The sequence below is a fragment of the Longispora albida DSM 44784 genome (assembly GCF_000379825.1).
Taxonomy (GTDB): domain Bacteria; phylum Actinomycetota; class Actinomycetes; order Mycobacteriales; family Micromonosporaceae; genus Longispora; species Longispora albida.
Genome location: NZ_KB903837.1, coordinates 272,531 through 295,859 on the forward strand (window position 1 = coordinate 272,531; position 23,329 = coordinate 295,859).

The following is a 23,329-nucleotide window of genomic DNA, read 5'->3' on the forward strand; positions in this document are numbered from 1 at the left end:
AGGGTTGGTGGTATGTTACACACGACACACCTCCCCGGCCAGACCCGTTGAGCGGCTGTTAACGCGGGGTTCTAGCTGAGCCGGCGGATGTCGCCATACGCCCGGTAGAAGCCGCCTCGGACGGACTCGCGCACCTCGTCCACCACGTACCGGGCGCCGGCCGTGCGGATCTGCTTCGGGAACTGGACGCGCCACGACTGCTGGAAGCCGGGGCTGACCACGCGCATCCGGAGCTCGCTGCCCGCCGCGTAGCACTCGACGATCACGCCGCCTGCTGCCTCGGCTACGGTCTCCACAGTGGACGAGGGGAGGATCGCGTCGAGCTTCGGCGCCTTGATGTCCCGGGTCTGCGGAACGGTACCGGCCTGGGCTGCCTTGATCGCGGCCTCGCTCGCGTCGATGCAGGCCAGCGAGCCGTCCGTGGTGACGATGTACAGCCGCTCGTCCCGGTACTGCATGGAGAACGCCGAGCCGCAGCCGGTACCGAGCTTCCACAGCCGCGTGCCGTCGGCGTCGAAGCAGTACACGGAGGAGTGGTTGTCACCGGCGAACACGTACCGGCCGTCGGGCGACGTCGCGCACGAGTAGACCGAGGCGTCGCACTGGTACACCTTGAGCGGCTTGCCCGTCTTCGACAGCGCGTGCACCTGGTTGCGCACGGTACCGGCGTAGACGGCCTCCGCCTCCTGCCAGCCGAACAGCACGCCGCCCTTGGTGGACTGGTGCCACAGCTCCTTGCCGGTCTCCCAGTCGTACATGGTGACGCCGTTGGAGTGGCCCTGGTAGACGCCCAGGTCGTCGCAGCGCACCATCCAGCCGCCGGTGCCGTTGCCCGGCCGCCGCCACTGGAACTCGTCCTCGTGGTTGAACACCGAGATCCCGCCGCCGGCGTCGGAGACGCCGAGGACGCCGTCGTGGATGTCCAGCCAGTAGATGTCGACGTCGCGGGCGATCTCGTAGGAGACGCGGGGCGCCTTGCCCGACAGGTCGTACACGTTGCCGTCGTCGCAGCCAGCGTAGATCCAGTCGTCGTCGGCGACGATGCACTTCACGCCGTCCGGCAGCCGGTACTGCCGGGTGACCTGGCCGTCGAGCGCCAGGGTGTAGATCTGGCCGTCCTCGTTGCCCACCATCGCCTTGTGCTCGTCGACGAAGATGCCGAAGGCCGAGGCGCCCGAGCGGAAACGCCACAGCACGGGAGCCCTGGAAGCCGTGGACACGACGCTCTGGATGACACGGCGGGTGACGGCGCGGCGCTGGCGGACGCCCTGCACCGCCTCCTCGTACCCCTTGCGCATCTTCTCGCGGATCTTCTTCTGCGCCTCGGCCCTCGCCCTGGTGAGGTCGGCGAAGCTGCTCGTCTTCACCTGGCCGGACTCGCCGATCCGTCCATAGCGGATGGTCACCGTGCCGCCCTCGACCACGACCTCGTAGAACTTGTGCGATCCGCCGCCGTCCTCCGACAGCTCCAGATACGTCGTCTCGGTACTCATAGGCGCGGAGCCTAACGGCGGGGTCTGACAAACCCGTTCCCGGCCGTTGGGCCGATGGCGCGGGCCGGCCGGGTTCGTAAAACTGGCGAGACGTTCAGTCATCAATCGTTCGGTCATACTGACATCGGGGAGAGCATGAACGCCGACGAGCTGATCCGCGGGGCCACCGGCAAGGGTTTCCGGCTGGAGAACCCGATCGTGGAGCCCTCCGGCACACCCGGAATGTCCACTGTGACCTTCACCTGGCAGGGCGAAGCAGAACAAGTAGTACTTCTGGGGCAGCTCGGCGACTTCTCCGACCTGAGCAAGACGGCCTTCACCCGGCACGAGGGTGACGAGTGGTCGCTGACCCTCGACCTGCCGGACAACCTGCGCGCGACCTACCGCATCCTCGTCGACCCGCCGGCCAACGAGCTGCTCCCGGAGCACTGGCCGTCGCTCCAGGTCCACCACGACCCGCGCAACCCCAGGGAGTTCGTCTTCCCCGGCGGGACGAAGCTGTCGGTCGTCGAGCTGCCTGACGCTCCGGCCCAGCCGTGGGTCAACGCCGGCGACTCTGTACCCGCAGGCAAGGTGACCGCCCACGACTCCGGCTACGACGATCGGGAGACCTGGGTCTACACGCCGCACGGCTACTCCACGGACGGCGCGCCGTATCCGCTGCTCGTCGTCTTCGACGGCGACGGGTACGTCACCGACACCGTTCCCGCGCCCACGATCCTGGACAACCTGATCGCGGCCGGCCGCATCCCGCCGGTCGTGGCGCTGTTCGTCCACAGTGGTCACGAGAACGCCCGGCGGAGCGAGGAACTGTCCTGTAACCCCGGGTACTTCGAGGAGCAGCTGGTCGGCGGGCTGCTGCCCTGGGTCCGCTCCGGCTGGCACGTCTCCGAGGCCCCGGCCACGGTCACCGGGTCGAGCCTCGGCGGCACGTTCGCGGCGTACGCGGCGCTGAGCCGCCCCGACCTGTTCGGCGCCGTCCTGTCCCAGTCGGGCTCCTTCGGCTGGAAGAACGAGCGGATGACCGGTTTCGAGCTGGCGGCGGACGTCGCGGACGGCCCGGCCCGCCCGATCCGCTGGTACCTGGAGGCCGGCTCGCTGGAGACCACGAAGTCGGTCCTCGCCGAGTCCATCCTGGACGCGAACCGGCGGATGCGGGACGCGCTCCTGGCCCGGGGCTACGAGCTGCACTACTCCGAGTACTCCGGCGGCCACGACTACGTGAGCTGGCGGGGTTCGCTGGCCGACGGCCTGATCGCCCTGTACGGGGCGGATGTCCCGGACGAGGTGTCTTGACCGTCACCTGCCCTGGTTCCTGAGGGTGCGAGGCTCTAGGGTTGCTGCCATGAAGCCCGGAGACCTCGCCCCTGACTTCGAGCTGCCCGACCAGCAGGGCCAGCTCCGCAAGCTCAGCACGCTGCTGGCCGACGGCCCGGTGGTGCTGTTCTTCTACCCGGCGGCGATGACGGCCGGGTGCACCGCGGAGAGCTGCCACTTCCGCGACCTGGCGGCCGAGTTCGCGGAGGCCGGCGCGCAGCGGGTCGGGATCAGCCCCGACACCGTGGACAAGCAGAAGCAGTTCTCCGACATGCACGCGTTCGACTACCCGCTGCTGGCCGACGAGGGCGGGGCCGTCGCGGCGCAGTTCGGGGTGAAGCGCGGCATCGGCCTGCTCCCGGTCAAGCGGCACACCTTCGTGATCGGCAAGGACCGCCGGATCGTCGAGATCATCAAGAGCGAACTCCGGATGAGCGTGCACGCCGACAAGGCGCTCGAGGCGCTGCGCGCTATCTAGTAGTACCGGCGCCTAGTGCGGCGGTTCGGGCAGCGGGCTGGGTGGCTCCACGGGGTCGTGCGGCTGGGGTTCCGGATCGTAGGGCCGCTCGATCGGGTCGGGCTCCGGCTGCGGGTCCGGCTGGTGGCGTATGGCAGTCGCGGACATGGCGCACCTCCTGGCAGGGCCTGTGATCAGGTCTGCCAGGAGGTCATACCCCGTGGTTGGCCAGGACAAACTCTCAGACGCTCGCGCCCTCGGGCTCGGGCGCGGGTGCCGTCGTGCGGCTGCGGCTCAGCACCGCGTCGAGTGACAGCGGACCCGCGCCGGTGAAGACGATGAGGAAGAAGGCCCAGCAGTACATCGCCGAGGCGACGCCGCCGTTCTGGATGGGCAGGAGCCCGGTCTCCTGGTGGACGACGAAGTACGCGTAGGCCATCGAGCCGGAGCTGATCAGCGCCGCGATCCGGGTGCCGAGGCCGAGCATCACGAGGATGCCGCCGACGAGCTGAATGACGCCGGCCCACCAGCCGGGCCAGGTGCCGAAGGCGACCGTGCCGCCCTTGCCCATGAATCCGCCGAACCAGCCGAGCACCGAGGACGCGCCGTGGCACGCGAACAGGAAACCAACCACCATGCGGAACAGTGATACGACATGTCCCTGCATTTTGTTGAGGTACGCCATATGAAGATGCTTGCGAGCGACGTCACCCGTGTCAATGTTTGACCGAGCAAATTTTAGGTTAGCCTAACTCGTGGTATGTGATATACCACTACCATGCCTGACCAGTACCTCGCTGACTCGGCCCGGACCGGCCGGTTCTCCTTCGGCGCCCCCCGGGCCATTACCGTGACCTCCGGCGGCTCCGGCCTGCTCCTTCTTCGTTCCAGTGGCCCGTCAGACCCGGTCGACGCACTGTGGACGGTCGATGTGGCCACCGGTGCCGAGCGGCGGCTCGCCGACCCACTCGACCTCTTCGGCCGGCCCGTCGCCCGGGAAGATCTGCCGGCGGCGGAAAGGATGCTGCGGGAGCGGCTCCGGCTCCAGGCGGCCGGGATCGGGTCGTACGCGAGCGACGGCGAGGTCGCGGTCTTCACACTCGGCGGCCGGCTGTTCGAGGTGACCCTCAGCGGTGCCGAGACCCGGGAGATCGAGACGGGCGGCCGGGCCTGGGACCCGCGCCCGAGGGCCGGCCGGGTGGCGTACGTCGAGGACGACGCCGTGTACGTGACCGGGATCGGGCAGCTCACCCCCGACGACGGCGCCCGGTGGGGCATCTCCGACTTCAACACCGCTGAGGAGCTGGGCCGCAGCCGGGGCCACTGGTGGCTCGACGACGGCACGCTGCTGATCGTCCGGACCGACGAGTCGATGCTCAGCCGCCGCCACGTCGCCGACCCGGCCAGCCCGGAGGAGCCGGTGGCCACGTTCGCGTATCCGCTGGTGGGCGGCCCGATCGCGGACACGGCGCTGTACGTGGTGGCGCTGGACGGCACGCGGAACGAAGTGATCTGGGACCGGCAGACCTATCCGTACCTGACCGAGGTGGACGGCCGGATCATCACCGTCTACGACCGGCTCCAGCAGAACTGCCAGCTGCTGGAGATCACGAAGGGCGGGCAGACGACGCAGCGGGCCGCGCTGGCCGACGAGTACTGGATCGAGCAGGCCGGCGGCCTCCCGGCCCTGCTCGACGACGGCCGGATGCTGCACACGATCGACGGCGAGACGCGCTCGCTGGCCGTGGGCGGCAAGGTCATCACGCCGCCGGAGCTGTACGTGCGCCGCTACGCAGGCGTCCTCGGCGACGAGCTGGTCATCGAGGCCGGCGTCGGCGACCCCTCCGAGCAGCACCTCTTCCTGGTCACGCTGGACGGCGAGCTGACCAGGCTCACACACCAGCCCGGTGTGCACAGCGCCATCACGGGCGGCGCGACCATCGTCGTCACGAGCGCCACCGTGGACGGTGTTGTCCGCACGGCTGGCGGGCACACGCTGACCGACCTGGCCGCCAAGTTCCCGTACCGGGTGGAGCCGATCCTCGCCCGCGTGACCGAGCACCAGATCCCGACCGCCGTCGTGTACCCGCGCGGCCACGTGCCCGGCACCAAGCTGCCCGTGCTCATCGACATCTACGGCGGGCCCGGGTACCAGGACATCGCGCTGGAGCCGCGCCGCTGGAACAAGAAGCAGTGGTGGGCCGACCAGGGCTTCGCGGTCGTGACGATCGACAACCGTGGTACCCCGAACGTGTCGCCGGCCTTCACCCGCGCCATCTTCCGCGGCTGGTCGCAGGTCGTGCTCGACGACCAGGTCGCCGCGCTGCACGAGCTGGCCGCCGCGCATCCCGACTTCGACCTCACCCGGGTCGGGATGCGCGGCTGGTCCTACGGCGGGTACCTGTCGGCGCTCGCGGTGCTGCGCAGGCCGGACGTGTTCCACGCTGGCTCGGCTGGCGCGCCGCCGACCGACTTCCGGTGGTACGACACGGCGTACACCGAGCGGTACCTGGGGCTGCCTGCGGAGAACCCGGATGGCTACGCGGCCGACGCGCTGATCGGCGACGCGGCGAAGCTGAGCCGGCCCCTGCTGCTGATCCACGGGTACGCCGACGACAACGTGCACCCGCTGCACACGGTCCGGCTGTCGGAGGCGCTGACCGGTGCCGCCCAGCCGCACAACGTCCTCATGCTGCCGGGCGTGAGCCACATGACGCCGCCGGGGCTCCAGGAGGACCTGGCGCTGATCGAGCTCGACTTCCTGCGGAAGGCGCTCGGCTGACATGGTATGGCGACCGTACGGCACCAGTGCCGCCGACCCCGTCCACATCGCGCTGCCGGGCCTGACGCTCGAAGTGGACGGGGCCGCCCCGGACATCACCGAGGAGGACGGCGTCATCGTCGTCCGGCTCGGCGGCGGCCGGGTGGAGTGGGCGATCCCGTGCGCGGACGCCGTCGCGTACTGGACGCCGGACAGCGACCGGCCGCGCTGGCTCCCCCCGTCGTGGGCGCGCCCGCCGAAGGTGATGCTGTCGCGGGGCGCTCCGGTCGCGGTACTCATCGGGGCCGGGGACGACAGCCTGTGCACGGCGGCGCTCAGCCCGGTACCGGGTGAGGCCGTCCTGACGGGTGGCGTGGTCGAGGAGACCGGGGAGTTCCGGTTCTGGGCGGAGTACGCCGAGCCGTTCGAGCTGCGGATCGACCTGCGGCGGGTGCACTTCGCCGCCGCGCTGGGCGAGGTCGCGGCGTGGTGGCAGGGTGACAGTGCGCGGTCTGTGCCGCTGGCAGCCCGGCTGCCGACCTACTGCACCTGGTATGCCCTGCACCAGCACGTGACGGCTGAGGCCGTCGAGGAGCAGGCGGTTCTGGCCGCCGGGCTGGGCTGCTCGGCCATCATCGTGGACGACGGCTGGCAGACGGCCGACACGGGGCGCGGGTATGGCCACTGTGGAGAGTGGGAGCCCGTCTTCCCGGACATGCCGGGTCATGTGCATCGGGTGCGGTCGCTCGGGCTCGCGTACATCCTGTGGTTCGCCCTGCCCTTCCTGGGTGAGCGGTCCGCGGCCTGGAGTGAGCTGAAACCCTTGCTGCTCAAGGAGATTCCGGACCTTCAGGCGGGTGTGCTCGATCCGCGGCACGCCGAGGTCCGCGACTTCCTGACCGGCAAGCTCTCCGCAGCCGTGGCCGAGTGGGGCTGCGACGGGCTCAAGGTCGACTTCGTGGACACGTATGCCGACCCGGACGTCATGCCTGCCCTGGCCCAGCTGCTCGGGCAGCTCGACGCCCGGCTGCGCGAGGTCAGGCCCGACGTCCTGGTCGAGCACCGGCAGAACTACGTCAGCCCCCTGCTGTGGCCGTACGCGACGATGGTCCGCGCCGCCGACTGCCCGCTGTCGCCGGCGGAGAACCGGCAGCGGATCATCGACCTGCGGCTGACCGCCGGCCCGCTCGCCGTGCACGCCGACCCGGTCACGTGGCACCCGGCAAGCTCGCCGGAGGACATCGCCGCCCAATTGATCAATGCCATTTTCGGTGTACCGCAGATCTCCGCCGACCTCACGGCGCTGACGGACGCGCAACGAGCAGCCGTGGCCTTCTGGCTGGGTTTCTCCCGCGAGCACCTGGGCGTCCTCCAGCTCGGCCTGCTCCGGCCGGCGCGCGCCGAGCAGGGCTATCCGCTGGTCGTCGCGACCGACGGCGTCACCACGATCGCCGGGCGGTACTCGGCGCTGCCGGTCGAGGTGCCGGGCGGGCGGCTGCTGGTCGCCAACGCCGACGCCGACGAGCGCGTGATCCTCGCGGCAGAGCCGGGCCAGACGCGAAATGCCGAGGTCAGGGGCTGCACGGGTGTGGTGGTATGGGCCGGGCCGGTGGACTTCCCGGCCGGGCTCGCCACGGTCCGGGTGCCGAGGGGCGGGCTGCTGAGCGTGGCGTGAGGGAGAAGCGGGTGCGGGTACGGGGGTACCGGGACGAGGACTTCCCGGCTGTGGTGGAGGCCGTGGCCGGCTGGATCGCGGCGGCGGGCCGGGCCGGGTACGACCACGTGGGCGAGATCCCGCACCGGATCTACGAGAACCTGCGCGGCCGGTACCCGGTGGGCGACGTCGTGCGGCTGTGGGCGGACGAGGGCGGGATCGCGGGGCTGGCGATCTGCCGCCGCTTCGGGAACGCCTTCGACGTGTTCACTGCGCCCCGGCTGCGCGGTACCGAGGCCGAGGCCGCGATGATCCGGCATGCCGTGGAGGTGACGGCGGCCGGGACGAGCGAGGAGTACGTGCTCACGGACGTGTGGGACTCTGACGCTGCCCGGGTGGAGGTGCTGGAACGGCTGGGCTTCGAGTACTTCCGGGTCTGGGACGACATCCGGGAGCGGGATCTGGCCCGGTTGCCGCCCGTCTCCACAGTGGATCGATATGTCGTCCGCAGTGCCACCTTGGACGACGCCGGCCAGCTCGCCGAAGCGCGGAACCAGTCGTTCGGCGAGGACTGGACGGGGCGTCAGTACCGGGACGCCGTGATGACCAAGCCGGGCTACGATCCGGCGCGCGAGATCGTGGCTGTGACGGCGGACGGGCGGGTCGCCGCGTACACCGTGTGGTGGTCCGATCCGGTCAACGGGATCGGGCACTTCGAGCCGGTCGGTACACACCGGGAATTCCAGCGGCAGGGCCTCGGGCGCGCCGTCATGCTGCACGCCATGCATGCCATGCGCGCTGCTGGACTGACTCGCGTGACCGTCAACCACAACGCGGAGAACGTCCCAGCGGAGGCGCTCTACACCAGCCTGGGCTTCGTCGGCAGCGGCCGGACACTGGGCTTCAAAGTCAAGGTCTAGCCGCCAGTCCAATGTGGTCGCACAATGATGACGCCACGGGGCTACTCCGACCTGAAGCAGGGAGACAGCGATGCGCGCTGAGGACGTCGTCCGTTCCTGGAAGGACCCGGACAACACGGCTGCCGACCACCCGGCCGGGCAGATCTCGCTCGCGGTGACCGCGATCGCCGGCTGGCCGTTCAGCGACCTGATGGACTGCACGACCTTCCCGAACGACGAAGACGAGATCTGGTAACAGGCCGCCCGGCGGCGGCCAGAGAAGGCAGGGGCACACCATGAGCGCGGAAGACGTCGTCCGGTTGTGGAAGGATCCCGACCGCACCAGCCCCGGCCACCCGGCGGGGCAGATCATGCTCGACCGGAGCGGTGACCACCCCACCACCGGCAGCGACGTGGTCCTGTGTACCAGCTTCGAGTCCGAGGAGGACGACCTCTGGTAGGTCGGCTCGGTGCGAGGCCGCCGCGCGCGGGCGTGCTGGTCGGCCGCGAGCGCGAACTCGCCGCGCTGTCCACTGTGCTGCGCGACGCGATGGCCGGGGCAGGTCAGGCCGTGTTCCTGCTCGGCGAGGCAGGCATCGGCAAGTCCCGGATGGCCGCCGAGCTGAGCAGGGTCGCGGTCACCACCGGCGCGCGGGTCCGCAGGGGCCGGGCCGGCGGGGCCGTGGCCGGGATACCGTTCCGGCCGCTCGCCGAGGCGCTGGCCCCGCTGTTCCACGACGGCGTACCGGAGTCGCTGGCCGGGCTGCTCGGCCCCAGCTGGCCGCACAGCACCGTCGAGCACTCGCCGATCCTGCTCGGCGAGGCCGTGCTGCGGCTGCTCGCCGCGGACAGCGCGGCCGGCGGCTGCCTGCTGGTACTGGAGGACCTGCACGAGGCCGACACCGACACGCTGGCCGTGGTGGAGTACCTGGCGGACAACCTCGGCGGCCATCGCGTCCTGCTCGTGGCCACCACCCGCCCCGAGCCCTGCCCGGCCGTCGACCTCGCCTACTCGGCCGCCCAGCGCCGGGCCGCCGGGATCACGACTCTGGGGCCGCTGACCGCCGGGCACGTACGCGAGCTGTCGGCCGGCCTGCTCGGCGTGCCCGCCGGCGCGCTGCCCGCCGAGCTGGCCGCGCGGGCCTGGCGGGACAGCGAGGGCAACCCGTTCGTCGTCGAGGAACTGCTCGCCGGGGTGCGCCTGGTCCGCAGCCACGGGCGGTGGGTACCGGAGGATCCCGGCACGCCGGCCTGGGACGGCGTACCGGCCACCGTCGCCGCGAGCGTCAACCAGCGGGCGGCGAAGCTCGGCGGGGACCTGCACGCGCTGCTGCGGTTCGGGGCACTGCTGGGGCGGCGGTTCCCGTACCAGGTCGTGGCGGCGGCCGCCGGTACGAAGCCGGGGGTGCGGGCCGGTGTCGACGCCGGGCTGCTGGCGCCGGACCAGGCGGAGCCCGGCTGGTATGTGTTCCGGCACGCGCTGACCGCAGAGGCACTGCTCAGCCAGCTCCTGCCCGAGGAACGGTCCGCGATGGCCGAGACGATGGCGCGGACCATCCACGAGATCCACAGTGGACTGCCGGGCGACTGGTGCCAGCTGTCGGCGGCGCTGCTCGCCGACGCCGGCGACCGTGCCGGGGCTTCGCAGCTTTTCGCGGAGGCCAGCCGGCGCGCGCTGGGCGCGGGCGCTGCCGGATCGGCCCTGGCGCTGATCGACCGGGCGCTGGCCCTCCACGGCGACCTGAGAGCCGAGCCATGGGCGCTGGACCTGCTGCTGACCGTGCTCAGCGCCGTCGGCGAGGTGGACAGGGCACTCCTCCTGGAACGGGACCTCGCCCAGCTGTCCGGCAGGCTCCAGCCCGCCGACCTCGCCGTGCTGCACGCGCGGATCGCCGGCGCGGCACTGATCGCCGGGCGGAGGGCTGCCGGGCTCGCCCAGATCGCCATCGCCAGGGACCTGCTGGGCGGGTCGAGCCTGCCGCTGCTCGACGTGATCGAGGCCCGCGCCGTGCAGGGCAAACCGGGGCCGGGCGGCTGGGCGCGCGCCGAGGAGCTGGCGCTGCGCGCGGTCACAGACCCCGACCCGCAGGTCAGGTACCAGGCGCTCAAGGTGCTGGGGTTCGCCGCCCGGCTGCGCAGTGCCGAGGAGACCGAGCAGATCTTCAGCCAGATGCTGCGCATCGCCGACGAGATCGGGGTGGCGGGCTGGCGGATCGACGCGCTGGTCCACCTGGGTACCAACGACGCGCTCCACATGGGACGGCCGGGGAGGCTGGAGGCTGCGCGGGCCGAGGCGGAGCGGTCGGGCTCCGTGCACGTGTACAGCCAGATCGACTGCCTGCGCGTCATGATCATGGTGCAGAACGGGGACTACGAGCTGGCTTCCGCCCTGATCGCCGAGGCGCTGCCGATGGCGGCCCGCACCAGGCGCGGGCAGGTGACCAGGTACCTGATCCTGGGGCAGGCGATCCTGGCCGGCCACCAGGGGGACAGGGCCGGAGTCGCCAGGCACATGGCGGAGCTGACGGCGCTGGGCGGGGACGGTACCCACTACCCGCCGATCGGATGGGGCCTGGCCGACGCGGTGTGCGCACTCCTGGAGGAGGACCGTGACCGGGCCAGGGCCCAGCTCGACCGCGCAGCCGAACAGGAGAGGGCTACCGAGAGCCCGTACGGGCTGTCCGGCCGCTTCGGCCTGCGCCTCCTGCTGGGCGTCCTGTCTGGACGATCGGGCTGGGGTGACTACGAGCAGCTGACGGCCGACGCCCGTACCCGGATGCGGTGGAACGCCCAGTTCGTCGCGGCCAGCCGCGCCGTGCTGCTCGGCCGGGACGGCGACGGCGAAGCCGCGGCGGGAGCGATGGCCGAGTCGGCAGCCCTGTCGGAGACCTATCCGCTCGCCGCGCACCTGATCCTCAGGCTGGCCGCCGAGGAGGCGCTGACGGCCGGCTGGGGGGACCCGGTCGGCTGGGCGCGGACGGCGGAGAGCTTCTTCCACGCGCACGGGCTGACCGCTGTGGCAGCGGCCAGCCGTGCGGTGCTGCGCTCGGCGGACGCCCGGGTGTTCCAGCACCGGCGCGGCTCGGAGAAGGTACCGGAGGCCGCGCGGCTGGCCGGGGTGACCGTCCGCGAGTACGAGGTGCTGGAGCTCCTGGCCGGGCAGCTCAGCAACGCCGAGATCGCCGAACGGCTGTTCATCTCGGTGCGGACGGTCGAGAAACACGTGGCGAACCTGATCGGCAAGCTGGGCCTGCCCGGCCGCCGGGGAGCACGATCCTATCTGGACGGCGTCAGGCCGCCACGTTGACGGTGACCTCGATGTTGCCCCGGGTCGCGTTCGAGTAGGGGCAGACCTCGTGCGCCTTGGCGACCAGGGCGCTGGCCTGCTCTGCCGGGACGCCGGGGAGCGCGGCCGTCAGGTTCACGGCGAGGGTGTAACCGCCGGCACCGTTGGCGCCGAGGCCGACCTTGGCCGCGACGGTGGAACCGTCCAGCGCCACCCCGGCCTTGCCGGCCACCAGCCGCAGGGCCGAGTGGAAGCACGCCGCGTACCCGGCGGCGAACAGCTGCTCCGGGTTGGTCGCCCCACCGGCTCCGCCCAGCTCGGCCGGCACGGCGAGCGTGGTGTCGAGCAGGCCGTCGGCGGTGCGGACCGCGCCGTCCCGGCCGCCGCCGGTCGCCAGGGCCTCGGTCGTGTACAGAACCTTCATGATGAGTGTCTCCTGTGGATGGTGGTGGTGATCTCGGTCAGCGTGCGGTGGAGAGCTGCGAAGTCCGTACCGGGCAGGTCGATCTCGCAGGCCAGCCGGGCCGGGATGCCCTCGGCCCGGCCGCGCAGCGCCCGGCCGTCGTCGGTGAGGGCGATCTCGACCCGCCGTTCGTCGGCCGAGCTGCGCTGGCGGGTGACGAAGCCGAGGGCTTCGAGCCGTTTCAGCAGCGGCGACAGGGTGCCGGAGTCGAGCTGGAGGTCGGAGCCGAGGTCGGAGACCGTCCGGCCGTCGCGCTCCCACAGGGCGAGCATGACCAGGTACTGCGGGTAGGTCAGGCCCAGCTCGGCGAGCATCGGGCGGTAGACGGCCGTCATGGCCCGGGAGGCGGAGTAGAGCGCGAAGCAGAGCTGGCTGCTCAGCGCCATGGTGTTCCGCGGGGCCTCGTTCTCCATGAGGAGAAAGGTAGTGGGAAATTAAGTTGTGCACAACGTAATGCGGGTCACGGATCGCCGCGACGGTGGGCGCTGGGCGTTATCAGTACAAAATTATGGGTTTGGGGCTTTGGGTGTCAGCGGGGCTGGCCCTGGACTGTGCCTGTGGCCGGAATGGACTGTCCATATCGGCGCTGAGCTGCGCGATTGAGAAAATGTCGGTGGCCGCTACTAACCTGCCCCGTATCCGCTCCCACGGGGTTGTCTGACAGGGAGCATCCTGTGCGGCTGCCTGGGCACCAGTGTGCCCGGCGGAAGGTGTCTGAGAGGACAAGATCCCGGATGAATTGGCTGGCCGCTGGCGGCGGCTATCAGGTGACACTGCGCGAGGGCACGGTCGTCGCCCGCAACGCCAAGGGCAAGGAGCTGCGGTCGCTGCCCGCCGCGCTGCGCGAGGACCCGGTGGTGACCGGGCTGCGCCAGCTCACCGAATGGCTGGTCAGGCACCAGGCGCACTGCGCGGCCGAGGTGGAGAAGTGGATGATCCGCTCGCTTCCGGTGCCGATGGCGCTGGTCAGCGAGGTGTGGGCGGACGATTGCTGGCGGGCCGCGCTCGCTGATCTCGTGGTCACCGCTGGCGAGGAAACGGGTTTCCTCCGGGACGCCGGCCCCGAGGGCGCGGGTCTGGTCACTGTGGACGGTGACACGCTGCGGGTGAAGACCACTGAGATCAAAATTCTTCATCCTGTACTGATCGAGGAGCTCGACGACTTCCGCGAGTTCGCGGCGGACCTCGGGGTGAGCCAGTCGGCCACGCAGCTCTTCCGCGAGACGTGGGTGAAGCCGGAGGGCCTCGACGCGCAGGCCGGCAGCGTCACCGAGTTCTCCGGCGGGCGGTACGAGCAGCTGCGCCACCTGACCGGCCGTGCCACCTCCCTCGGGTACCCGGTGCGGGGCGGCTACGCGGTCTGCCGGGTCGTCGAGGGCGGCCAGGCCTCCGAGGCGCGGTGCTGGATCGGCGCCGACGACCCCTACTACGAGGCCGAGACCGGCGACCTGGTCTTCACCGGCCCGTCCGGCGGGGCGCTGACCCTGGGCGAGGTCGGGCCGATCGCCTGGTCGGAAGGAATGCGGATGGCCGCGGCGCTGTACGCGGGGCGTGTGCCGGACAAGAACCAGAACGAGACGGAGGAGGCCTGAGATGACCGCCGAACTGCTAGAGGCCGGAGCCGTCCTGACGGCGGCAGTCCCCGGTGACGACACCGTGGACGCCCTGACCGCCCGGCACTACGAGCACCCGGTGCTCGGCCAGACCTTCGTCCGGCTCGTCCCGGCCACCCTGGGTGGCGCGGAGGACCTGTCGATGGAGTTCCTCGGCTTCGCCGAGCCAGCCAGGGTCGCAGAGGTCGGCTACGTCCGGCAGCAGGCGCTGGGCTTCCCGGCCTGGGCGCTGGTCAACGACCCGGCCAACGGCCACCACGCCCTCGCACTGGTCAAGGAGATCGAGCGGCTCGCCAGGATCGCCAGGTCGAAGACCGGCCAGGCCAAGGAGGGCTTCGACGAGCTGGGCAACCGGCTGGCGCTGGCCGTCCCGCACTTCCTGCCCACCTTCTACGAGGAGGCCGGCCGGGCGTTCATCGCCTCCGACAGCCCCACGTTCGCCGCGTCGATGTTCGGCAAGGCGCGGGAGGCCGAGCGGGCCTACGCGCTGACCATCGACGACGACCGCCAGCACACCGTGTTCCTCGAGTTCGCCCTGGCCGGCGCGCTGACGGCCAAGGCGCTGTCTGGCCACGCCCGGGATCTGGCCGCCCGGTGCAGCCCGGCGGACGCCTACACCCGGTTCCGCCGGCTGTGCGTCGAGCGGACCCTCGGCGGGCTGCCGCCGTACGCGGCGATGCACACCGACCTGCGCCGCCTGGCCAAGGCCGCCAAGCTCGACCAGGCCGAGGCCGACGAGTCGGTGCTGGCCGAGCTGCTGGCCTCGCCAGCCGTGGGCCAGGCGGCCGAGGCGTTCTGGACGGCGTACCGCGCGCCGCTGATCCGGATCGCGCACCGTGACGACCGGGTCAAGGAGCAGCTGCTCGGCCTGCACGCCGTGAACTGCGCCGACCCCGTCTGGCTGTCCATCCTGGAGGAGTGCGGCGCCGTCGACCGGCTCGTCGCCCCGAGTGGCGTGACCGGCGAGCCGGCCGGCTGGCTGAGCCGGATGGCCGAGCGGCGCGGCGCGCGGTACTGGCGGAGGTCCGGCCGGTGCGCGGAGCTGCTCGACCTGGTCACCCGGATGGCGCCGAGGCTGGCCGCCGACGCGGTGCCGGTGGTCCTCGGCTCCGGCTGGTCCGCCGACCTGGACCTGGTCGACGTGTGCCTGGCCTCCGGCGTGCCCGTCGCCGACCCGGAACGCGACCAGGGTCCCCTGTCCGTGCCGCGCTGGGTGGAGGACGAGGCGCCCGGTGCGCGGGACCTGGCGGCGGTGGCTGCCGATCCCCGGTACACGCGGGCACTGATCGCCGGCACGGAGAATGCTGTCCGGCGCGGGTACGGGTCAGCCGACAACCAGCTCGTCGAGAAGATCGCTGCCGTGCCGGGCCTGCGGGCCGCGGTGCGGACGTGGCTGGCCGAGTTCGCAGCGGGGCTCACCGAGCTGGGCCTGCCGGTGCTCGACAAGCGGCTCGAACGGCTCAGGCCGATCGCCTGCGCGGCTGGCTTCGAGATCAACCCGGAGGCCTCGGCCGCGATCACGTCCTACGACGTCACGCCGTCCCTGGCCAGGACCCTGCGGGCCGGCGTGTTCGACGAGTGGGGCTGGCCTGCCTTCGAGGAAGCTGTGGCCAGGCTCGGCAGCTCCGACAACCACGGCGAGCTGCACATGGCCGCCCAGTGGCCGGAGATGGTGCTGTGGCGGGAGCGCGGCAGCGTCGCCGTGGTGGCCGGCCCCAGCGGCGTCGAGTCCGAGCACACGGTGAACATCCCGGCCGACCAGCGCCGGTACCTGTGGCGGACGACGATGCGCTATGTGGACGGTCAGCTGCTCGTGTCCTGGGACATCGGGCCGGAGCGGGCCGCCTACTGGAGCGGGAACCCGTCCGACGTCTTCGTCATCCCGGACAACGCGTTCTCCTCGTACCTGACGCGGTCGCTCGCCGTGCCCGGTGGCGGCCGGACGTCCGGTGCCCGGATCCTCCTGCCCGGCGACCAGGCCGACAGGTTCACCAACGGCACCGTGATCAGCGACGGCGTGAACTTCTGGGTCGGCTCGACCACCAGCGGCGAGGAGTACGCGTGGGTGGAGCTGGACCCGGCCACCGGTACGACCGGCCGGAAGTCCATGCCGGCCTTCTTCTCCGCCGGCGTCAGGGACGGCGAGCCGCTGCACCGGCCGTCCTGCGACCTGTTCCCGGCGCCGGATGCCGCCGACGGCCCGCTCGGTGGTGCTGACGGGCTGGCCGGCTGGCGGGTGCGCTGGGTGCCCGGTACCGGTTTCGCCGGTGAGGGCATCGACGGCAGGACCTTCGTGCTCCGGGAGTCCCCTGGCCAGCGGCACGGGGCGCTGACCGGTGCGTTCGGGTTCCCGGGGGCCTCCGAGGTGGCCGGGCTGACCACCATGCAGGATCTCAGCGGGATGGTGCTGGTCGCGGAGGACGGCTTCGTGCTCGGCGTGTACGCGATCGACAACGGGCAGCAGGACTACGCGTACGGCACGCCGCTCATCCCTCAAACCGAGTACTGGCACCACTTCCGGGTCCGGGACGCCGCTGGCTCGGCCGCGCTGCGTGCCCTGACCGGCGAGCAGGCCACCGCGCTGCTGGCCGGTGCGCTCGCCGCCAAGCCAGAGGACGACCTCACCGGGCTCGTCCGCGAGGTCCTGCCGGCCATCACGCACCCGGGCCTGGTCGCCGGGGTGAGCTCGATCGTGCGGCTCGCCGGGAGGTTCGCCGGGACGCTGGGCCGGTACCGGGCGATCCTGGCCGGCGAGGTGGAGGAGACCGCCGACCGGCATCCTCCGCGTCCCGTCGTCCCGGCGGAGATCAGGGACGACGCGCTGTACTCGGCGCTGGACTCGGTGATCCGGTACTGCTGGCGGCGCGACACGAGCGCCGCAGAGCTGATCCTGGTGGCATCGGCGGCCCTGACCGCACCGGAGCTGCCAGCCGGACCCGTCGAACTGCCCTATGTGGACCGCGACTGGCTCGACGCCCTCTCCCTGCTGCCCACCGCCATGTACCTGGCCGCTTCGCCGTTCACGGCACCCGAGTCCCGTGCCGCGCTGTCCGGCCTGGTCAAGCTGTGCGCCGGCACCGGCCTGTACGCGCCGGGGGCGCAGCTGCGCCGGGTGAGGATCGGGATGAAGGCCGGTTCCGGCATCGAGGTGCCCAAGGACGGCCAGGCGCTCGAAGACGGTGGCCGGCGCGTGCTGGTCCTCAGCGCCAGCAAGGGAGGCAACGGCGACTCCGAGCTCGACACGCTGGTCTACAGCCCGGCCGGTGAGACCGGGCCGCTGGCGCTCGGCTCGATCCAGAGCGAGCAGGTCCTCATCCAGGGCGACCTGGAAGCGGACGCGGCACTGGAGTTCGTCGAGCTGCTGGCCGAGCGCGGTCCGCTGGCCTGGAAGCAGGAGTGGGCTGAGCAGTTCAGCGAGGCGGCCGGGGTCAGCCTGGCCGAGGCTGCCGTGCTGCTCGCGGGCCTGCCGGCCAAGGCTGACCACGAGTCGCTGGGCGTGAGCGCCGCCGCCGCGTCGACGGCGCTGACCCGCTGGCCGACCGGCGCGGCACGAGCGGAGCTGTTCGCGAAGCTGCTGCCGGCCGACCGGGCCGCGTTGTGGGACTCGGGTCCCCAGTTCGCCGGGGTGGCCGCCGAGCAGGTCGCCGCGAACGGCGTGCGCAAGCCGGTCAGTGACGACCTGATCGTCGCGCTCGACAAGGCCGGGGTCTGCCATCACCTCCGCGCCTCCGAGCTGCTGCACGGCCTGGCCAACCCGGACACGTGCCGCTGGCTCTCCGCCGTCCCGGATCCGGGGAAGGAGGAACACGACGCGATGAACCTGGTGGTCACGCTGGCGGCGACGCTGCCGTGGCTGGCGTACCGGCTGCCGGCCTCCGACCCGCTCCGTGCCGTCCTGCCCCGGGCGGAGGCCGCCGTCCGGGAACTGCTCGCCCGGCCGGGCACGAAGGTCAAGGCCGGGTACACGGGCAAGGAGGACGCGGACAAGATCGCCGCGCTCTCGCCTGCGCTGGAGATCAAGGAAGACGGGTACTGGCGGCCGGTCTGGCTGAGGACGGCCGGGCTGACCGGACCGGACGATCCGGCGATCAGCGCGGTGATCGCCCATCTCGATCCCGGGTACGCGATCCCGGCTCTGCGCGCCGTCCTGAGTGGACAGCTCGCCGGGGCCGTCCGGTTCGATCCCGCGCTGGCCGGGCTGGAGGGGCATCCGCTCGACCCGTCCGTCTCCGTGCCGGCCCTGGTCGCCGAGGTGGTGGCCGAGCACGGGCTGAGCGAGGACGCCGCAGCCGTGTACCTCCAGCTGCTCGCCCTGCCCGACCCGACGGACCGCAACGTCGCGGCCTGGCTGGGCTGGAAGCCGGCCAGGCTGAAGAAGGCCCGGGCCGAGCTGGCCGGCACCAGCCTGGTGACGGAGGCGAAGCGGTCCCGGGCCGGCCGGTCGCTGTTCCTGCCGGGCGGCTGGCTCGCGCTCAAGGCGCCGAACCTGCCACTGGAGGCCTGGAAGCGCCCGATGATGCTCTCCGACGGCGACGGGGACGGCCTGTTCCTCGGTGGCGTCCTGCCAGCAGTGTCCATTCCCGAGCTGTTCGCCCTGGCCTGGTCCCGGGTCCGCGACGGCGACGGTCCCCGCTTCGACGAACTCGTCACCGGAAGGCGCCGCAAGTGACCACGAACACCACCACCATCCGCCAGGTCGAGCTGGCCGAGGACGCGCACGCCGGGGAGCTGGCGTTCCTCGCGGCGTACGACTCCGGCCCGAAGCCGCCCGGCTGGCGGCTCACCCCGCGCGCCGTCGTCACCTTCATCATGGGCAGCGACCGGCCGCTGGAGCTGCCGTCCGCTGTGGACGGGCTCCCCGGCAAGCTGGAGATCAGCCAGAAGTTCGTCGGCGAGCGCGCCCTGATCGAGCGGTGTGTCGTGACGCTGGCCGGCGAGCGGGGGCTGCTGCTGGCCGGCGAGCCCGGTACCGCGAAGTCGATGCTGTCCGAGCTGCTGGCCGCCGCCGTCTCGGGCACGAGCACGCTGACCGTGCAGGGGACGGCGGGCACGACGGAGGACCACCTGCGGTACGGGTGGAACTACGCGCAGCTGCTCGCCCATGGGCCGAGCCCGGATGCCCTCGTGCCCTCGCCGGTGCTCAGCGCGATGCGGGCCGGTGGCGTGGCGCGGGTCGAGGAGATCACGCGCTGCCTGCCCGAGGTGCAGGACGCCCTGGTGTCCATCCTGTCGGACCGGCGGATCGCGGTGCCGGAGCTGGCGGGTACCGACGGCAGCGTCGTGCACGCCGCACCCGGGTTCACCGTGATCGCCACGGCGAACCTGCGGGACAAGGGCGTGTCGGAGATGTCTGCGGCGCTCAAGCGGCGGTTCAACTTCGAGACCGTCGGCCCGATCAGCGACTTGGCGGCCGAGACCGAGCTGGTCAGGCGGCAGGCGACGGCGGCGCTGGACAGGTCGGGCACGTCGTTCGGCGTGGACGACGCCGTGCTGGAGGTGCTGGTGACGGCGTTCCGTGACCTGCGCGGCGGGCAGTCGGTGGAGGGCTGGGACGTGCAGCGCCCGTCCACGGTGATGAGCACGGCGGAGGCGGTGTCGGTGGCGACCTCGCTCGGGCTGGCCGCCGCGTACTTCCCCGGTGACCGGGACGTGCTGTCCCTCGTGCCCGGCCACCTGCTGGGCGTCGTGCGCAAGGACGACCCTGCGGACGGCGCGACCCTGCTCGGTTACTGGGACGGTGCCGTACGCCGCCGGGCCGAAGGCGGAGCCCGGCTCTGGCGTGAACTGTGGGAGCTGCGGGATGTCCTTGCGGGCTGAACAATCCTCGGCGGCCTTACAGGCCCTCAGCACGTCGGAGGACCCGGCCGAAGTGGCCGGGCGGCTGGCGGGGAGCACGGATCCGTTCCTGATCGGAGTCCGGCACCACTCGCCAGCCCTCGCCGGGGCCGTTCCTGCCCTGCTGGACGGCTTCCGGCCCGACGTGCTGCTGCTGGAGCTGCCGCCCGAGCTGGAGCCGTGGCTGTCCTGGCTGGCCGATCCGGGCACTGTCGCCCCGGTCGCGCTGGCCGGGGTGGCGAAGGGCGAGGGGCCGGCGTTCTACCCGTTCGCCGACTTCTCGCCGGAGCTGGCCGCGATCCGGTGGGCGGCTGAGCACGGCGTGCGGGTCGTGCCCTGCGACCTCCCGCTGGCCGACGGGGCCTGGCGGTCCCGGGAAGGCGAGCCGGTGATCGCTGGCGCTCAGCCGGTCGCGTGGCTCGGGAACGCGCTGCGGGCCAGCGCCACCGGCCGGGACCACGAGGACATGTGGGACCGGACGGTGGAGGCCCCGGCACCGGGCTCGGGCCCGGAAGCCATCCGCCGGGCCGCGCTCCTGGTCGGCTGGGCCATGCGCCAGGACACCGTGGACGGTGCGGGCGTGAGCCGGCTCGACCTGCGCCGGGAAGCGTGGATGCGCCGGTGCCTGGCGGCCGAGAGCGGCCGGGTCGCGGTGCTGGCCGGTGCCTTCCACACTCCGGTACTGGACCGGGGCGGGGAAGTGGCTCCCGATCCGGTACCGGCGGGTGAGGTCGCCACGTCGCTCGTGCCGTACACGTTCGGGCTGCTCGACGAGCGATCCGGTTATCCGGCGGGAATCCGCGACCCCGGCTGGCAGCAGGCCGTGCTCGAAGCTGACGGCGATCCGTCGCGGGTGGAGGGTGCTGCGGCTGCCGCCATCACCGCGATCTGCGCCGGGCTGCGCGCACAGGGCCACCCGGCCGGGCCCGCCGAGGCGCGGGAAGCGCTCCGGCTGGCCATCGACCTCGCGAGCCTTCGCGGCCTGCCAGCTCCGGGGCGCGGGGAGATCGTGGAGGCGGTGCAGAGTGTGCTCGCCGCCGGCGAGGTCCTCGGCCGGGGCCGGGCCGTCGCCACGGCGATGGAGAAGGTGATGGTCGGGGAGCGCCGGGGTGTCCTGGCACCCGGCGCGCCACGTTCCGGGCTGCGGCCGGCGGTGCTCGGCGAGCTGGCCGCGCTGCGGCTGCCAGGCCCGGGTGATCCGGAGAAGGAGATGCGGCTCGAACCGCTGCGCTCCGACCTGGACCGGCGGCGGGAGATCACGCTCCGGCGGCTCACGGCCTGCGGGGTCTCCTACGGGTCCGAGACCGCCGTCGCGGGGCTCGGTGGCGGGGACGCGTTCTCGACCCGGTGGACGATGCGGTGGACGCCGCAGGCGGAGGCGATGACCGACCTGGCCGGGATGCGCGGGGTCACCCTCGCGCAGGCTGCGGCCGGTGCGCTGGCCGAGCAGTATCGCCGGGCCACCGCTGACGGCGGGCCGATGCCTGCCGACGTGATCGGCGGGCTCGGTTCGGCTGCGGAGTGCGGCCTGCGGACCGTGGCCGCCGAGCGCCTGGCTGAGCTGGGCACGGTCGTGCCGGCCTCGGCCAGCCTGCCTGAGCTGGCCGGGGCGCTAGCCCTGCTCGACCGGCTGCGCGCCGGGCACATTCCCGGTATGAGCCCGGAGAATCTGCCGGATCTCGACGCGGTGACGTCCGAAGTGGAGGACGCGGCCGTCCGGCAGCTCGACGGGCTGGCCGGCTCCGCTGACCCGGCGGACGCCCGGGCGCTGGCTGCCCTCGCCCAGCGCAGCGCGGCGGCGGGGACGCTGCTGCGGCTGACGAGCGCCCTGGGGCGGCTGGCCGCCGACGGCGTACCCCTGATCGGGGCTGCGGCTCAGGTCGTCCTGGTCCTGATCGGGGCGGAGGACGCCGCCGTCCTGGCTCGCCGGGTCACGTCGTGGGTGGACAACGCCTCGGCACCCGAGAGCCGGAGGCAGCTCCAGGACCGGCTGGCCGGCCTGCTGACCGTCGCGGAGCCGCTGATGCAGGCGGGCGGGCCGGTGTTCGAGGCGCTGTGCGAACGCGTCGAGTACCTGGCGGACGGCGAGTTCCTGGGCCGGCTGCCCGCGCTGCGCGGCGGGTTCCAGGCCGCCAGCCCGGCCGGCCGCACGCGCTTGCTGAGCGTGGTCAGCGACCGGCTCGGCGGCGGAGCCCGGCTGAACGATTCCGTCGACCCGGCGCTTCTGCTGGCCAGGGTGCGCGCGGACCTGGCCGGGCGGGCGGCACTGGAGGCTGCGGGGCTGATACCTGCCGGGCTGCTGCCGGACGGGGCGACGGCTGCCGGAGAGCCTGCCAGGCTGTTGCCGGGCGAGCCGGTGCCTGTCGAGCTCGTGGACGGTGTGCCGGTGTCGCGCGGGGCTGAGAGCGCGCTGGTGAGTACCGTTCCGGTAGCGGAGCGGCATCTGTCCACACTGGATCGATGGCGGTTGCTGCTGGGCCGGGAGAACGAATCGCTCGCCGGGTCCGCCCGCCGGTACGCGACGGCGCTGGACGAGCTGTACGGCATCGGGCAGGGCGAGGGTGCCGCTGCCGAGGCGGCCGCCCGGGCTGGGCAGGAGGCCTCGTTCCCGAGCGTCCGTGAATGGGCCGGGGAGCTGGCGGCACTGTTCGGCGAGGGGGTCAGGGAGGAAGTACTGGCCAGTGCGATCGAGAGCGGCAGGCTCGACGTCGCGGCGCATCTGGACCCCGAGCGGGTCCGGCCGTCCGTCGAGCTGCTCCAGTCGGTGCTCACCCTGGCCGGCGGCCTGCCAGAGGGCGCGGTGGCCAAGCTCAGGCCGCTGGTCGCCCGGCTGGTGAGCGAGCTGACCCGCCAGCTGGCGACCCGGCTACGGTCGGCTCTGTCGGGGCTCAGCACGCCCCGGCCGACCCGCCGGTCGGGCGGCAAGCTCAACCTCCCGGCCACGATCCGGGCCAACCTGGCCACCACCCGGCGGCTGCCGGACGGCTCGGTGCAGGTGATCCCGGAGAAGCCCATCTTCGGTACGCGGGCGCGGAAGGGTGTCGACTGGCGGCTGATCCTGGTGGTCGACGTGTCCGGCTCGATGGAGGCCTCGGTGATCTGGTCGGCGCTCACCGCGTCGGTGCTCGCCGGGGTCCCGGCGCTCAGCACGCACTTCCTCGCGTTCTCCACCGAGGTCGCCGACTTCACGGACCGGGTCAGTGATCCGCTGAGCCTGCTGCTCGAGGTGAAGGTCGGTGGCGGTACGCACATCGCCGCCGGGCTGCGGCATGCCCGGTCGCTGGTCAGGGTCCCCTCCCGGACGATGGTCGTGGTGGTCAGCGACTTCGAGGAGGGTTACCCGGTCAGCGGCCTGCTCGCCGAGACCAGGGCGCTGGCCGAGTCGGGCTGCACTGTGCTCGGCTGCGCGAGCCTCGACGACGGCGGGCAGCCACGGTACTCCGTGCCGATCGCCCAGCAGCTCGTGGCCGCCGGCATGCCGGTCGCCGCGCTGAGCCCGCTGGAGCTGGCGCGCTGGGTGGGGGAGAAGGTCCGATGATGCGGAGGGCACA

The 23,329-nt window shown here is 72.3% G+C and carries 17 protein-coding genes; 12 read left to right on the forward strand and 5 right to left on the reverse strand.

Annotated elements, in window-relative coordinates; translation table 11 throughout:
• Positions 1-71: 71 nt before the first annotated feature.
• Positions 72-1,493, reverse strand: a complete 1,422-nt coding sequence (locus A3G1_RS0129450; protein WP_018353103.1) for a WGR domain-containing protein — start codon at positions 1,491-1,493, stop codon at positions 72-74.
• A 135-nt stretch (positions 1,494-1,628) separates the two neighbouring features.
• On the opposite strand from A3G1_RS0129450, the gene A3G1_RS37420 reads away from it, so the two are divergent.
• The gene (locus A3G1_RS37420) at positions 1,629-2,789 is read left to right on the forward strand and encodes an alpha/beta hydrolase-fold protein (protein WP_018353104.1); all 1,161 of its coding nucleotides are present in this window, start codon (positions 1,629-1,631) and stop codon (positions 2,787-2,789) included.
• Positions 2,790-2,838: 49 nt separating this feature from the next.
• On the forward strand, positions 2,839-3,288 hold the full coding sequence (locus tag A3G1_RS0129460; RefSeq protein ID WP_018353105.1) for a peroxiredoxin: 450 nt from the start codon (positions 2,839-2,841) through the stop codon (positions 3,286-3,288).
• A 12-nt stretch (positions 3,289-3,300) separates the two neighbouring features.
• On the opposite strand, the gene A3G1_RS42205 is transcribed toward A3G1_RS0129460, so the two are convergent.
• Both A3G1_RS42205 and A3G1_RS0129470 read right to left on the reverse strand, forming a co-directional pair.
• The gene (locus A3G1_RS42205) at positions 3,301-3,435 is read right to left on the reverse strand and encodes a hypothetical protein (protein ID WP_018353106.1); all 135 of its coding nucleotides are present in this window, start codon (positions 3,433-3,435) and stop codon (positions 3,301-3,303) included.
• A gap of 73 nt (positions 3,436-3,508) precedes the next feature.
• On the reverse strand, positions 3,509-3,904 hold the full coding sequence (locus A3G1_RS0129470) for a DoxX family protein (protein WP_018353107.1): 396 nt from the start codon (positions 3,902-3,904) through the stop codon (positions 3,509-3,511).
• A gap of 141 nt (positions 3,905-4,045) precedes the next feature.
• On the opposite strand from A3G1_RS0129470, the gene A3G1_RS0129475 reads away from it, so the two are divergent.
• The 6 genes from A3G1_RS0129475 (at position 4,046) to A3G1_RS37430 (ending at position 11,888) form a co-directional block, all read left to right on the forward strand.
• Positions 4,046-6,049 (forward strand): S9 family peptidase, encoded by a 2,004-nt coding sequence (locus A3G1_RS0129475; protein WP_018353108.1) that lies wholly within the window; start codon positions 4,046-4,048, stop codon positions 6,047-6,049.
• 1 nt (position 6,050) lies between these two features.
• A complete protein-coding gene (locus A3G1_RS0129480) occupies positions 6,051-7,703 on the forward strand; it encodes a glycoside hydrolase family 36 protein (RefSeq protein ID WP_018353109.1) in 1,653 nt (550 codons plus the stop codon).
• 11 nt (positions 7,704-7,714) lie between these two features.
• A complete protein-coding gene (locus A3G1_RS39175; RefSeq protein ID WP_157641484.1) occupies positions 7,715-8,602 on the forward strand; it encodes a GNAT family N-acetyltransferase in 888 nt (295 codons plus the stop codon).
• A 70-nt stretch (positions 8,603-8,672) separates the two neighbouring features.
• Positions 8,673-8,837 carry a hypothetical protein gene (locus tag A3G1_RS40955; protein ID WP_018353111.1) on the forward strand — a complete coding sequence of 55 codons (165 nt, stop codon included), beginning with the start codon at positions 8,673-8,675 and terminating at the stop codon, positions 8,835-8,837.
• A gap of 40 nt (positions 8,838-8,877) precedes the next feature.
• Positions 8,878-9,042 (forward strand): hypothetical protein, encoded by a 165-nt coding sequence (locus A3G1_RS40960; RefSeq protein WP_018353112.1) that lies wholly within the window; start codon positions 8,878-8,880, stop codon positions 9,040-9,042.
• A 32-nt stretch (positions 9,043-9,074) separates the two neighbouring features.
• Positions 9,075-11,888, forward strand: a complete 2,814-nt coding sequence (locus A3G1_RS37430) for a helix-turn-helix transcriptional regulator (protein ID WP_018353113.1) — start codon at positions 9,075-9,077, stop codon at positions 11,886-11,888.
• On the opposite strand, the gene A3G1_RS0129505 is transcribed toward A3G1_RS37430, so the two are convergent.
• A complete protein-coding gene (locus A3G1_RS0129505) occupies positions 11,872-12,291 on the reverse strand; it encodes an organic hydroperoxide resistance protein (protein WP_018353114.1) in 420 nt (139 codons plus the stop codon). The two genes, A3G1_RS37430 and A3G1_RS0129505, sit on opposite strands and share 17 nt — an antisense overlap.
• On the reverse strand, positions 12,288-12,743 hold the full coding sequence (locus A3G1_RS0129510) for a MarR family winged helix-turn-helix transcriptional regulator (RefSeq protein ID WP_018353115.1): 456 nt from the start codon (positions 12,741-12,743) through the stop codon (positions 12,288-12,290). The genes A3G1_RS0129505 and A3G1_RS0129510 overlap by 4 nt, the downstream gene beginning before the upstream one ends.
• 321 nt (positions 12,744-13,064) lie before the next feature.
• Between A3G1_RS0129510 and A3G1_RS37435 the strand changes: the two genes are divergently transcribed.
• From A3G1_RS37435 to A3G1_RS42005, 4 genes are read left to right on the forward strand one after another with little or no spacing between them, the layout of a single operon-like run.
• Entirely contained in the window at positions 13,065-13,922 is an 858-nt protein-coding gene (locus tag A3G1_RS37435) for a DUF4132 domain-containing protein (RefSeq protein ID WP_018353116.1), read from the forward strand.
• A gap of 1 nt (position 13,923) precedes the next feature.
• On the forward strand, positions 13,924-18,612 hold the full coding sequence (locus tag A3G1_RS0129520; RefSeq protein ID WP_018353117.1) for a hypothetical protein: 4,689 nt from the start codon (positions 13,924-13,926) through the stop codon (positions 18,610-18,612).
• Positions 18,609-19,760 (forward strand): ATP-binding protein, encoded by a 1,152-nt coding sequence (locus tag A3G1_RS0129525; protein ID WP_018353118.1) that lies wholly within the window; start codon positions 18,609-18,611, stop codon positions 19,758-19,760. The genes A3G1_RS0129520 and A3G1_RS0129525 overlap by 4 nt, the downstream gene beginning before the upstream one ends.
• Complete coding sequence (locus tag A3G1_RS42005) at positions 19,744-23,316, forward strand: DUF5682 family protein (protein ID WP_083937190.1); 3,573 nt, start codon at positions 19,744-19,746, stop codon at positions 23,314-23,316. The genes A3G1_RS0129525 and A3G1_RS42005 overlap by 17 nt, the downstream gene beginning before the upstream one ends.
• Positions 23,317-23,329 lie beyond the last annotated feature (13 nt).

Coding starts and splice junctions, on each gene's coding strand:
- A3G1_RS42205 (WP_018353106.1), bottom strand. CDS start 3,435: ATGTCCGCGACTGCCATACGCCACCAGCCGGACCCGCAGCCGGAGCCC.
- A3G1_RS0129470 (WP_018353107.1), bottom strand. CDS start 3,904: ATGGTGGTTGGTTTCCTGTTCGCGTGCCACGGCGCGTCCTCGGTGCTC.
- A3G1_RS0129510 (WP_018353115.1), bottom strand. CDS start 12,743: ATGGAGAACGAGGCCCCGCGGAACACCATGGCGCTGAGCAGCCAGCTC.
- A3G1_RS40955 (WP_018353111.1), top strand. CDS start 8,673: ATGCGCGCTGAGGACGTCGTCCGTTCCTGGAAGGACCCGGACAACACG.
- A3G1_RS42005 (WP_083937190.1), top strand. CDS start 19,744: ATGTCCTTGCGGGCTGAACAATCCTCGGCGGCCTTACAGGCCCTCAGC.
- A3G1_RS0129505 (WP_018353114.1), bottom strand. CDS start 12,291: ATGAAGGTTCTGTACACGACCGAGGCCCTGGCGACCGGCGGCGGCCGG.
- A3G1_RS0129475 (WP_018353108.1), top strand. CDS start 4,046: ATGCCTGACCAGTACCTCGCTGACTCGGCCCGGACCGGCCGGTTCTCC.
- A3G1_RS37435 (WP_018353116.1), top strand. CDS start 13,065: ATGAATTGGCTGGCCGCTGGCGGCGGCTATCAGGTGACACTGCGCGAG.
- A3G1_RS0129480 (WP_018353109.1), top strand. CDS start 6,051: ATGGTATGGCGACCGTACGGCACCAGTGCCGCCGACCCCGTCCACATC.
- A3G1_RS40960 (WP_018353112.1), top strand. CDS start 8,878: ATGAGCGCGGAAGACGTCGTCCGGTTGTGGAAGGATCCCGACCGCACC.
- A3G1_RS0129520 (WP_018353117.1), top strand. CDS start 13,924: ATGACCGCCGAACTGCTAGAGGCCGGAGCCGTCCTGACGGCGGCAGTC.
- A3G1_RS0129450 (WP_018353103.1), bottom strand. CDS start 1,493: ATGAGTACCGAGACGACGTATCTGGAGCTGTCGGAGGACGGCGGCGGA.
- A3G1_RS0129460 (WP_018353105.1), top strand. CDS start 2,839: ATGAAGCCCGGAGACCTCGCCCCTGACTTCGAGCTGCCCGACCAGCAG.
- A3G1_RS37420 (WP_018353104.1), top strand. CDS start 1,629: ATGAACGCCGACGAGCTGATCCGCGGGGCCACCGGCAAGGGTTTCCGG.